This window comes from Polyangiaceae bacterium (assembly GCA_016715885.1).
In the GTDB taxonomy this organism is placed as follows: Bacteria; Myxococcota_A; Polyangia; order Polyangiales; family Polyangiaceae; genus Polyangium.
Genome location: JADJXL010000003.1, coordinates 17,597 through 30,224 on the forward strand (window position 1 = coordinate 17,597; position 12,628 = coordinate 30,224).

Annotated in this window: 10 protein-coding genes; 8 read left to right on the forward strand and 2 right to left on the reverse strand. The window is 59.5% G+C overall.

Annotated elements, in window-relative coordinates:
* Positions 1 to 106: 106 nt before the first annotated feature.
* The 8 genes from IPM54_06645 to IPM54_06680 all read left to right on the forward strand — a co-directional run bounded on the left by IPM54_06645 (position 107) and on the right by IPM54_06680 (position 10,358).
* A complete protein-coding gene (locus tag IPM54_06645) occupies positions 107 to 805 on the forward strand; it encodes a hypothetical protein (GenBank protein ID MBK9259501.1) in 699 nt (232 codons plus the stop codon).
* 141 nt (positions 806 to 946) lie between these two features.
* A complete protein-coding gene (locus IPM54_06650; protein ID MBK9259502.1) occupies positions 947 to 4,831 on the forward strand; it encodes a hypothetical protein in 3,885 nt (1,294 codons plus the stop codon).
* A 106-nt stretch (positions 4,832 to 4,937) separates the two neighbouring features.
* Positions 4,938 to 5,762 carry a hypothetical protein gene (locus IPM54_06655; protein ID MBK9259503.1) on the forward strand — a complete coding sequence of 275 codons (825 nt, stop codon included), beginning with the start codon at positions 4,938 to 4,940 and terminating at the stop codon, positions 5,760 to 5,762.
* A complete protein-coding gene (locus tag IPM54_06660) occupies positions 5,763 to 6,392 on the forward strand; it encodes a hypothetical protein (GenBank protein ID MBK9259504.1) in 630 nt (209 codons plus the stop codon).
* On the forward strand, positions 6,389 to 8,149 hold the full coding sequence (locus IPM54_06665; protein MBK9259505.1) for a TIM44-like domain-containing protein: 1,761 nt from the start codon (positions 6,389 to 6,391) through the stop codon (positions 8,147 to 8,149). Before IPM54_06660 ends, IPM54_06665 begins: the two co-directional genes overlap by 4 nt.
* Before the next feature lie 33 nt (positions 8,150 to 8,182).
* Complete coding sequence (locus IPM54_06670; protein MBK9259506.1) at positions 8,183 to 8,374, forward strand: hypothetical protein; 192 nt, start codon at positions 8,183 to 8,185, stop codon at positions 8,372 to 8,374.
* Between the two features lie 78 nt (positions 8,375 to 8,452).
* The gene (locus IPM54_06675; GenBank protein ID MBK9259507.1) at positions 8,453 to 9,424 is read left to right on the forward strand and encodes a hypothetical protein; all 972 of its coding nucleotides are present in this window, start codon (positions 8,453 to 8,455) and stop codon (positions 9,422 to 9,424) included.
* On the forward strand, positions 9,405 to 10,358 hold the full coding sequence (locus tag IPM54_06680) for a hypothetical protein (protein MBK9259508.1): 954 nt from the start codon (positions 9,405 to 9,407) through the stop codon (positions 10,356 to 10,358). The genes IPM54_06675 and IPM54_06680 overlap by 20 nt, the downstream gene beginning before the upstream one ends.
* Positions 10,359 to 10,418: 60 nt before the next feature.
* Here IPM54_06680 and IPM54_06685 read toward each other — a convergent pair whose 3' ends face one another.
* On the reverse strand, positions 10,419 to 11,741 hold the full coding sequence (locus IPM54_06685) for a peptidase C1 (GenBank protein ID MBK9259509.1): 1,323 nt from the start codon (positions 11,739 to 11,741) through the stop codon (positions 10,419 to 10,421).
* A 118-nt stretch (positions 11,742 to 11,859) separates the two neighbouring features.
* Positions 11,860 to 12,588 carry an AgmX/PglI C-terminal domain-containing protein gene (locus IPM54_06690; GenBank protein ID MBK9259510.1) on the reverse strand — a complete coding sequence of 243 codons (729 nt, stop codon included), beginning with the start codon at positions 12,586 to 12,588 and terminating at the stop codon, positions 11,860 to 11,862.
* Positions 12,589 to 12,628: the final 40 nt, after the last annotated feature.

The following is a 12,628-nucleotide window of genomic DNA, read 5'->3' on the forward strand; positions in this document are numbered from 1 at the left end:
AAAAAAGCTATGATCCCCGACCCCTCGCATGAAAAAGCCGACGACGAGCCGCGCCGTTCGCGCATGCGCTTGACGAACGCTCGCAAACGCTGTACCTCGCTCGACCGTGACGACATCTTCTCCGGCACCCACCCATGCTGCATTTGGCCGCTTTCGATTTTCGACTCCACTGCCGCAGGCGAACCCTCACGTGCTCGCCGCCCGCTTTCGTGGCGCCGTAGGGACCATTTTCACGAGCGATACCGCCTTTCACGGCCACGAAGGAGACCGCACCGTGCCGCGTTATCCGCTCGTGCAATATCGCTGGGTCAATCAAGCTCCTGCGATGTTTGCCATTGGCACCGCCGCTGGACGAGCCATGACGTTCCCGTGGCCAGGCACGTCCTTGCGAATCGGAGAACATGACGTGCAGATTGCCCAAGTCGACTGGACTTCGCTCGCCATGACTCGGGCCTTTTCACGAAAACTCGTGCGCTATGAATTCCAAGCCCCGTGGATTGCTCTGAATCAGGAAAACCACGCGCGCTTTCGCAATTTGGACCGGGCCGCGCGGCGTCAGGAGCTCGACCGAATCCTCGTCGGAAATATCCTCACGATGAGCCAAGCATTCGGTTGGTTTTTCGAGCCAAGCGAAACCGTTTTTGCCGCATTCGAGCCAACACGCGAAGTGCCAACGACCGTAAAAAACGTGTCGCTCATCGGCTTCGAAGGCACCTTCGTCACGAACCTCGAATTGCCCGATGGCCTCGCACTGGGTCGCTCCGTCAGTCATGGATATGGGTGGTTCGAGCGAATGTCGAGTTGACGTTGCGACAATGGCGTTTGCCGCGCAAACGCACAATCTGAAGACAAGCGTGAATTTTTCCAGTGCTCATGACAACGGAGGACGTCGCGCTTGACAGTCGAGCGGCAGTTCGGTGATATTCATGTCGAGGAGCTCATGAACATGAATTCTGCTTTTCGTGGCACGGCCTGGGGCTTTGCCACTCGTTTATGGGTCGCCATTGGCCTAGCGGTGGCGACAGGATGTAGTTCCGGGGCGTACGGAGACCTGGACGGAAACTCGGGCGGTGGCGGTTCGACCGGTGGATATGGCGGATACGGTGGTCGAGCAAACGCGGATGCGGTCGTCGAAGAAGGCGAAGGCGTCGCCATTCGAGAATCGCTCGACGAGGCGCTGGCGCTGCCGCCACCTTCGACGGCCATTGCGTGTACGCTCGGTAGCCAATGCCCAACGGGGTATTGTGTCGACGGGTTCTGTTGCGACAACAAGTGCGACAACAAATGCATGGCGTGCAGCGCAGCCAAAAAGGGCAGCGGCGTCGACGGCGTGTGCGGCTCGGTCAAATACGATACCGATCCCGACAACGACTGCCCGCTCGGCGCGTGCGACGGCAAGAACATGTGCAAGAATTACAATGGCGTCGCTTGCACGGCCGCTGCGCAGTGTTTGTCCAACTATTGCGTGGACGGGTATTGCTGCAACAACATTTGCATGGGCGGATGCTCGGCGTGCTCGGCTGCGAAAAAGGGCAGCGGTAACAATGGCCAATGCGGCCTCATTGCAGCGGCGACCGATCCCGATAACGAGTGCAATCCTGGCGAATGCAACGGCTCCGGCGCATGTAGCGCCGCGCAAACGAAACAAGCCAACGGAACGGCGTGCACGGGTTCGGCACAATGCGAATCGGGATATTGCGCCGATGGCGTGTGTTGCGATAGCTGGTGTCTCGGATCATGCCAAGCTTGTACCGCCGCGAAGAAGTTCAGCGGCGTGGACGGGGTATGCGGCCCCATTGCCAACGACAAGGACCCGGACGAGGAATGCTGGGGCGGCGCGTGTAATGGCTCGGGCGTCTGCAAGCAATACAACGGCGTTCCCTGCGCCAACAAGTCGCAGTGTTTGTCCGGGTATTGCGTCGACGGATTCTGCTGCGGCAACCTCTGCACGCAGATGTGTTACGCCTGCTCCGAAGCTCGAAAGGGCCAAGGCTACGACGGCGTGTGCGGTCCGATGAAGTCGGGCCACGATCCCGACAGCGAATGCAATCCAGGCGAATGCAACGGTTCTGGCGCCTGCAATCAACCTCAAACGCCGCAAGCGAATGGGACGACGTGCGTGTCCGGCGGACAATGCGCTTCCGGCAATTGCGTCGACGGCGTCTGTTGCGACACGGCGTGCGCTTCGACGTGCATGGCGTGCACCGCGGCCAAAAAGGGCCAAGGTGTCGACGGCGTTTGCGGCAACATCGGCTCCGAGCTCGATCCAGACTTGGAATGCAATGGTGGTCGGTGCGACAACAAGGGCGCGTGTCGCTACTACAACGGCGCGCCATGCTCCAACAAGGACCAATGCTTCTCGCACTACTGCGTCGACGGGTTCTGCTGTGGTAACATCTGCATTGGCGCTTGCCAAGCATGTTCCAGTGCGAAAAAAGGCGGCGGTTTCGACGGCGTCTGCGGCAACGTCGCAGCCAGCACCGACCCCGACAACGAATGCAATCCGGGCGAATGCAATGGCGGCGGCGCGTGCAACCAACCTCAATCGCCGCAACCCAACGGAGCAGCCTGCACGCTCGCAACGCAATGCCAATCGGGCTTCTGCGTCGACGGCGTCTGTTGCGACAGCGCTTGTCCGCTCCTCTGCCAAGCCTGCACGGCCGCCAAGAAGGGCCAGGGGCTCAATGGCACGTGCGGCAACATCATCACCGGCACCGATCCCGACAACGAATGCATGAACAGCGAATGCAATGGAAATGCCGGCTGTACCTCGCCCATAAATCTGCCCAATGGCACGACGTGTACGGCGGGCGATCAATGCGCATCGCTGCATTGCGTCGACGGCATTTGTTGCGATACCGCGTGTAACGGCATCTGCGTCGCGTGTTCGGCAACGAAAAAAGGCCAGGGAACCGACGGCACGTGCGGTCCCATCAAGTACGACACCGATCCGGACGATGAATGTTACGGCGGCGGCTGCAATGGCAGCGGAGCCTGCGGATACTACAACGGCGTGCCGTGCTCGATGGGTGATCAATGCTTGTCGACGTATTGCGTCGACGGCGTCTGCTGCAACAACCATTGCGGCGGATTGTGTTATGCCTGCACGGGCGCGAAGAAAGGCACCGGCTTCGACGGCGTCTGCTCGTTCATCAAGAGCAACACCGACCCCGACGATGAATGCTCGGGCGTTTGCAATGGCGCGGGCGTATGCACCACGCCAACGTGCAGCACGAGCGCCGATTGTGGAGCGAACGCATCGTGCAACAACAGCACGTGCGAATGCGACACGGGCTACACGGGCGATGGATACAATTGCACCGACATCGACGAATGCCAGACGAACAACGGCGGCTGCGACATCCATGCGACGTGCACCAATACGCCTGGCTCGCGGACCTGCGCATGCAACATGGGCTATACGGGTGACGGCGTCACGTGCACCGACATCGACGAATGCCAGACGAACAATGGCGGTTGCGATCCCAATGCGACGTGCACCAATACGCCTGGCTCGAGGACCTGCGCGTGCAATGCGGGGTATACCGGCGACGGCGAAACCTGCACGTTCGACGGACAAATGACGAAACTGTGGGTCGGGTACAACAACGCTTGTGCCCAAGCCGATAGCGGCAATGCCAAGTGCTGGGGCAGCAATGCAGCCGGCGTCCTCGGAATTGGCGATCAAAACCCCCGAGGCGTCAACCCCGGCGAAATGGGCAGCAACCTGCCACTCCTCGATCTGGGTACCGGCAAAATGGCGACGCGCATCGGCATCATGACCGATGCTGCATGCGCAGTGCTCGAAGACGCGAGCCTCAAGTGCTGGGGCAGTAGCTTCTGGGGGCAGCTCGGCATGGGCTTTCCCACTATCATTGGCGACAATCCAGGCGAAATGGGCGACAACCTGCCGGTCGTGAACCTCGGGACCGGTAAAACGGTCACGGCTATCGGCGTTGGCGTCTTCAATGTATGCGCCATCCTCAACGATGGTAGCGTCAAGTGCTGGGGCCAAAACCAATTCGGCCAGCTTGGTCAGGGACACACGTTCAACAAAGGCCACGGCGCAAACGACATGGGCGACAATCTGCTGGCCGTGGACCTCGGCATTGGAAGAACCGCCGCTGCAATCGTTGGAGGGTCCAATCACATGTGCGCCATCCTCGATGACAGCACGGTGAAATGCTGGGGCTCCAATTCGAGCGGCAACCTCGGCATTGGCGACGTCAACCACCGCGGCGACAATGCAGGCGAATTGGGTGATGCGCTCCCGGTGGTCGATCTCGGCACGGGCAAGACGGCGATTGCGATTGCAGCAGGTTCCAACCATACCTGCGCACTGCTCAACGACAGCTCCGTCAAGTGCTGGGGTAACAATACCGCGGGCCAGCTCGGCCTCGGCGACACCAGCGCTCGCGGCAACGACATGGGCGAAATGGGCGACGCTCTACCCGCCGTCGATCTGGGCGTTGGCAAAACCGCCGTCAGCATTGCCGCAGGCGGCGACCACACCTGCGCCCTGTTGAACGACGGAAGCCTCAAGTGCTGGGGCGAAAATGCGCTGGGTCAGCTCGGCCTCGGCGACGTCAATCGTCGCGGCGATAGCTCCAATGAAATGGGCGACAACCTCGCCGCAATCGACCTCGGCACTGGCAAAACCGCGACCACCGTGCGTTGTGGCAATACGCATACGTGCGTCATCCTCGACGACGCGACCATCAAGTGCTGGGGCAAGAGCGACGTGGGTCAGCTCGGCCTCGGCGACGCTGTCACGCGCGGGGACGGCCCCAGCGAAATGGGCGACAATTTGCCCACCGTGAGCCCGTTCTAACCGTCTCGCCTCCAATGCCCCTCTCCTTTCCCTGAGAGGGGCATTCCCCTTGCCCGACCCAGGAATTTCCTTGCTCTCCGAGCGCCATGCGCCATATCATGGCCCCATGTCGCTTCGCACGGCGCGCCGCTACTCGTGGATCCTTGCGCTTTTACCTGCCTTCGGCTGCTCCAAAGACCTCCGCGATGTCCTCACCGAACACAAAGCCGCCGTGGAACCTCAGCTCGCCAAGTTCGCAGCCATCCGCACGGCAGCCAAAGCGGCCCCGCGAGTTACCGTCGACGGTGTCACCATCAACGGCCCCGCACCCAAAATAGGTGTCTTCGATGTCGACGAACACGCCAACGTGGCCATCGAATACCTCGAAGACCTCGAAGACCCAATCGCTTTGGGCAATATTCCCTATCGCATCGCCGGCAGCGGATCCATGAATCGCTGCGCCGCGCTTCTCGCCAACCGCCGCGCACCGTACAATCCCATCCTCGGAACCGTACCCGATGAAGTGCCCTGGTACTCCGCCGATAACCACCTCAAACATTGCGAAGTCGTTCGGTACGTATTCGTCATTCGATCCATCGAGTATAGCGGGCCATCGGTCACGCGTAATTCGTTCGGTGGCTGCCCCAAACCATCGTCCGACGAAACACGCGACGCAGGTGCACCGCCACCAGCCGATGCCGGCGCGAGCGCGGCCAAGCCATGCAAAGTGTTCGACGGCGGTTATCTCAGCGCGGAAGTCCTCGTATTCGATATGAAGAATGCCAGCCATCTCGGAGGTTTCCGATTTGTCGCGGAGAGCAGCCCGACCATCGATGTCGGCACGGCTTCCGACAATTCAGCGACGCTCGCCAACGACTTCGCCAACAAAATACGATTCGCATTCACTACGGCCGCCCATAAATGGGTCCCTTCGTTCACGGTGGGGAACTGAATGGCAACGATCAAGTGGCACGAAGAATCGACCAAGCGCCGAATCGAAGCGCTCGTGCGCGACGTCGAATCCAAAAGCTCGGCCGAAATCGTCGTGACCATGCGCCCTCAATCGGGCAACTACCGCGCAGCCGATTTGATCTTCGGCGCCATCATGGCCCTCCTGGGCTTGTGCACGTATGTGTATGCACCCATCGAATTCACCGATGACCTCGCGCCGCCCTCCATTGCCCTTCTCTTTTTCGCAGGGTTGGCATTCTGCGCTCGAGTTCCCGCGATCAGGCGACTTTTCACGCCCAAAACGACGCGCGCCGCTGCCGTTCGATCCGCCGCGCGCGAAGTTTTCGTCGATCAAAACATATCCTGCACGCGCGATCGCACCGGCATTCTCATTTACGTGAGCACATTCGAAAAACGCGCCGAAGTCGTCGTCGACATCGGCATCGTACGCCGCGAAGGCGATGGACAACCCGCCGCCGCAATCGCAAACATCGAACGCGCCATCGCCGAAGGCGGCGACATCGACGCCTTCGAAAAAGCCGTTCGTGAATTCGGACAATGGCTTGCCAGCACCCTACCCCCTCGCATCGACGATACCAACGAGCTTGCTGACGAGGTGAACGTGTCATGAAACGACGAACTTGGTGTCTCGGCCTGCTTGCATCCTCGGCATGCATTCTCTCGGAGAGCGAATCCTCCGCGCGCCCCGGCGGCGGAAGCTCCTTCAAAAGCAGCTCGCGCCCGAGCGGGGGAAGCAGTTTTCGCTCGTCGAGCAGCGGAAGCAGCCGTTCATCGAGCGGCAGTAGCTACCGGTCTTCGAGCTCGTCGAGCAGCAGTCGTTCGAGCTCCTCGAGCAGCTCCACGCGTTCCAGCTCGGGTTCGTCCGTTGCCGCAACCCATTACGAGCCCGTATGGGCCGTGCGCGAAACCAGCGGGAAAAGGCATGCTCGCGTGGCTGCGTCGCCTGCCGAATCGGTATACCCGGCGCCGGATCCACGTCCCGCCATTCCCATGGGAAAGGACGTCGAATCTGCTGGATCGAAGGCTTTCGGTTTCATTTTCGGCGCTGGAATGTTTGCGACGGTGGCAACGATTTTCGCTGCACCATTGGCGCTCGTCGGGTTTGTGATATCGCGCGTGACAAAGAAGTCGGGGGCGGATCAAGCGTGGTCGTCCTCCGGATCCCAAACCATTGCAACGCCCGAGGAAGACGCGCCCAATCCTGCCGTCGTGCGAAAGCAAATGGAATCGATTCGCCGCGCGGATCCCGATTTCTCCGTCGTCATCTTCGAGGACTTTCTCGCGGCGCTCTATACCGAAGCGCACGTCGCGCGGGGCTCGCAGGTGCTCGAGCGATATTCGCCGTATCTTCGACCGGGTGCGCGCCAAACGCTCGCGTCATTGGCGCGTACGCCCGTATCGTCCGTGATCGTGGGCGCCATGCGACCGTATTCTTTTCAATGGGACAACCATGCGCGAATGCATCGCATCACCGTGGAGATCGAGAGCAATTACACGGAGATGGTGCCGAGCGGTCAGTCGCAGGCGTATTACGCATGCGAGCGCTGGACGCTCGCGCGGGCGATGGGGACGCGTTCGAGGCCCCCGGCGAAGGCTCGCACATTGGTTTGTCCGAATTGCGGTGCGCCGCTCGAAAGGACGGTGCACGGTCGCTGCATGTATTGCTCACAAGCGGTCGATTCGGGTCAATTCGATTGGGTGGTGGAGAGCATTCGAATCGTGTCGCGTGAAACGCGCGGGCCGATGCTGACGGGCACGACGGAGGAACAGGGGACGTCGAGCCCCACGGTCTTCGATCCTGAATTGCGACAGCGGCAGGAAGAGCTTTTGCGGGTAGATCCGACGTTTACACGTGAAGTCGTCGACCGCCGCGTGCAACTGATTTTCAATACGATGCAGCACGCATGGAGCTCGCTCGAATGGCAAAGGGCGCGCCCGTGCTTGACGGATAGGCTTTGGAACGCGCAGATTTATTGGATCGAGGCGTATCGGCAGCAGGGTTTACGCAACATTACGGAAAACGCGCGCATCACGAACATCGAGCTGGTGCGGGTCAGTCATGACAAGTGGTATCAGGCCATTACGGTGCGCGTGCACGCCACGGGTCTCGATTACACGATTCGCCAAGGTAGTGGCGAAGTGGTGGGCGGCAATCGGAAGAAGGAGCGGGCGTATACGGAGTATTGGACGCTGGTGCGCAGCGCGTCGCGGAGGCACGCGGATGGGAAGGCGGGGTGTCTTGCGTGCGGAGCGCCGCTTCCGGTGGAGATGACGGAGAAATGCGGGCATTGCGGGGCGCTGGTCGAGGCGAGCGTATTTGATTGGGTGTTGTCGCGAATCGAGCAGGACGACGTGTATGGGGGGTGAGTTCGCTCGACGGGCGCTATGGAGTGCCGGCCGATGATTCGGCGGAAAGTTGGCGTACGTGGTGGACGGTACACGATGGGTGGGAGCGGGGGCAAGAAAATTGTGGAGCTGCGTCGTGCGGAGCGCCTCGGAGGAGGTGTCGAGGGTCGACTGATCGGTGCAGAACAAGATCAAGCTTACATTGCTGGGGTTCTGCGCGGCGCAGTTGAGGTTGCGGGTGTCTAGGCATGGTGGGCTGCGCGGTGCAGGTGGGGATCGGGGCACTTTGAAGCTATCATCAAAGGAAGCACCGTTCCTCCCTCAATGACCACCAGACTTTTCGCTCTTGCGGCGCTGGTCAAACTGTGCGTACATTACCGCTCCCTGCGACGAGCGGACCTGTCGATGGTAGCAAACAACCCGCAGTCTCCGAGTTTTCATGTAGTTGGCGCGATGCCGCTATCGCTATCCGTCGGGACACCACACAGCATTCTTGACCAGGGTTCGACCAACCCAATCCTATTTCAGTTAGAGCATGACGGTAGACCTGCAGGTCTTTGGGTCATGAAGGCCCAATGCAAGATGCGCCACGGCGGAATCGATATTTTACGAGAGCTTGCCGGAACAGACCTGTGTGCACTCGTCGGGCTTTCCACGCCAGCAGTAGGACTTGTGAGGATACCGGTTGACCCGCCTTCTACCGACGATTCGCACCTTGGTCAGCGCGTGGCCAACATTTACGACAAAGACCGTGGCAAGCTGGCATTCTGTTCCGCGTACGTCAGCGCTCCGCGTGTGGACGGACAGACACTTGCCCCGTCGCAAAAGCAAACGCGCCAAACGATACGAGACGCAATTGCACTCTTCGCCATTGATGCTCTTATTTGGCATCATGACAGAAAGCCCGATAATCCCAATGCGCTACTCTACTGCCAAAGAGTTGTGCCAATCGACCACGAGCGTGCCTTCTTCAAGATAAACGTGCCCGACGAAAGTGGATGCGCGCCGGATTATACGCTATCAGCCGACCAGGATGACATGGCGCAGCATATCGCCGCAAACCTCGCTGGACAGCACTTGGACTCGCCAGCCTGGCAGGAGGTTTTGCAGGCGATCGAGAGGTTAACAGACCAAGAGATTCAGGCCATGGTGGCCAAGTGGCCCGACGAGTTGGACCGAAATTGGGCAGGCGAGCGTGTCGGGTGGAAGGACGATTTTATTAGATTTATTGCGACACGTCGCATGAACGCGGTAAGTATACTCGAGGAGGCGCGCCGTGCAGTCGCAAAGGGTTGAATTCAGATTGTTGCAGCTACTCTGCAATCCCGTGGGGGATGAAAGAGTGACTGTTGCGCTGATCCACTGGGATGGCCGTCAAATCCGGTTCGCATGGAATCCTAGAAAAGTACCAAATTTTCTCGCTCATGTACGCAGCGATATTAACGCCGTTTTGGGTTCGATTCGTCAAAGCACTCACTCACGCGCCCAAACGTTACATCTTTCATTTGGTCTGGACCATATCTTTCCCGTCCCCGAGGGATACGGAAGCTTGCTGATGTGGGCCCCGTTGAGAGTAGGCGTAACCAGCGACCCACAAGCTCACTTTGCCGAGCTTATCAATGTTCTCAATTTGCGGGTTCCTGGCGTCCAAAAATTGGACGAGCTCTCTCATCAGGTCCCAAAGCTCGCTCATCAACTATCAATTTTCGGCGAACAACTCATCTCCACAATGGGAAGTGCCGCCAGTAGTAGAGTGCGGATCCGCTATACGGTTGCCGGCCTTCGGGAATACGAATCCCCTTTGTCGTGGATGAATGGGCGATGGCACCACAGCTTTCCTCTCAATCTGACAAATGTTAAAGAAAGGGATATCATCGGAAAGTACGAAAAGGCGCTCGGTCGCATCGATGTTAGCATTCCTCCTGACGACATCGGATTCATTATCGCAATCGGCGATCATGGCCCTGATGAGCAAAAGCGCATCAACGACATCGAGAAATTCATTATTGCTCGCTCCTATGGCAGAGTGGACTGCATGAGCGCATTCCGCAACCAGCAGGGATTACCAGAGTTTGGACCTCTGGGTATCCGGGTTGAACAGGATGTCATGGCATCAATGACCGGCGCATCGAATTTGCACAAGTCAGCGGTGGCGGGGGCCAGCGACTTCAACGTTGGCAGCTTCGGAATGTCACGTGTCGACACCCATAAACTGCCGCCAAAGAGGTAGAAAGGCACTGCATGTGGTGCGACTCGATCCAAGCGATCCGCTCAGTCGCTTCGGCACCTTCTATTCGTCCTCCTCTTCCTCTTCCTCCTCGTCCTCCGCGTCTTCCTCGTCGCCCTCGCTCGGCTCAATCTGCCACCGCTCGATGATCGCATCCACGAACGCTACTTCTTCCTCCGCAACGTCGTCCGCCCCCGCGATGTCCTCGAGCTCCCCGGCAATCGACGCGAGCACTTCCTGCGAAAACGTCTCGCCCAATATGTCAACCGTCTCGTCGATGATGCCGTCGTTGTCGAGCTGTCGCAGTGCATTGCGCAATACGCGCTCCGGACGCTGATTCGACCCAAGCTGTTCGAGCACCGGCGCCAAATGCTCCGCCGCCGAACTCAGCTCCTCATCCGAAATCTCCCCGTCCGCCCCCGCCGCGCATAAGAAAAGCAACGCCAAACGCACCTCGAGCGGCACGTCTCCCATACGATCGAGCAGCTCCATGTACGTTTCATCGTCCATGCTCGCAAGCACTCCCGATACGTCCTCGAGCAGCGACTCCTCATCGTCCGCCCACGTCTCCTCGTCAGGCGGAAGCACGTCAATGCGCTTGATGATCCACGAATCGCCAAAGTTATATTCGTGGTTCATTAAGTACCTATAGGGGATGTAGCAGTAACCTTTGTCGCCCCATTCGGGTCCCCAGGAATTTCGGACGATGAAGACTTGGTCCGGGTCCGAATAACCGACACAGAGCATCGCGTGTCCGCCGTGACTTTCGCGCCCGGCTTCCGAGACCGACGGCACGGGGACGAGTCCTGCTTTCTTGTGTTTGTCGAAGGAGCCGAAAAGTTTTACGCCGAAGATGATCGGGTGGCCCTCGGCGAGCGCCGTTTTCCACGCATGAAGGTCGGTCGGGACGAGCTCGGTGTCCTCGATGAGAAACTGCCGGGCTTCGTCGTATGCCTCTTCGGACGGCTCTTCGTTGACGGCTTCGGGATCGAACGCCCAGGTTTCCTCGGAACAAGCGCCGTGCATCTTCAAGCTTTCGATGACGGCTTGGAGGACGGTGCCTTCGTCCTCGATGTTGTCAGGATCCTCGACGCTGCGCGCGTTGTAATAGATGAACAGGCGGCTGACGTCGTACGCGTCTTCGCCAAGGTGCCGTTTGACGAGGAACTCGTAAGCACCCGCGGTGGCGTTGGCGGCGCAGCTATTGGTGTCGCCTTGGTTCTCGACGGGCGTCATGAAAGGGCGCAGGTCGACCTTGGCGGGGAGCCGCGAAACTCGAGCGCTACCGACAGTGTAGCGTTTGGCGGCGGCTTTGGGAGGAACGTACTTGTAACCGTGGACGGTCCGAGACGAACCGTCGGCTTGCGTGAAGATGAAGGTGGTCATGGCAATCCTATGAGCGCGAACGAATGGCGCGATCGGGACATTTACCACCGCTCGACGCATGAACGATACGAAAAACGGAGATTGCGGTGGTGACGATGTACGCGTCGGCGTGGACGTGTCAGCTCCCGGGCTTGAGCACGAACGGGTACGAAATGACGACCAGGCCTTCTCCGGCAGGTTTTGGGAAGACCCATCGCATTACTGCACTCGCAATGCATTGCTCCACTTGGCGGTCGCCCAGCGTGGAATCTTGGATGATTGCACTCACCACGGAGCCGGTCTTGCCAATGGTGAATTTGACGACGAGTCTGCCTTCGAGGTCGGGTCTTCGAGTCAACCCCTGCTCGTAGCAGAACTTGATTTCGTTGAGGTGACGCCGGACGACGCGGCGGATTTCTTCCTTGTCGAGCGATCCGCGCACTTCGGTTGCGGCGTTGACCGTTCCGGTGCTCGTCGTGCCGGCGGCGGAGCGGCTCGAGGAATTGGCAGGGCCAGCGACACCGAAACCATGTGGCGGCGGTGGAGCTCCACCTTCGGCGGTTGTAATGGGAGCCCCCAGCAGACCCAGGACAACATCGGCGGCGATCTCTTCTTTCGCCTCGTCGCGCATCGCATCCTTGCGTTCGGCGATGGGGGATTCGACAGGCGGCGCTTTGTCTTTCGCCTTTTCATCGACGACATCTGGGGGTGGAAGCGGGTTATCGGTCGCGTTCGTGCTGGCGGTCGGATCCGGCGGCGGGATAGCGGCGGTCTTCGTGTCCGTCGGCGGAGTTGCCATTCCGCACGCGGTAAGCGCGATGCCCAACACAATGGCGTAGCTCGAAAGGCCAAGGAAACGAAGCGTCATGATTTGCTCACTTACACGAGCAGCGCGCGCGATGCAATCG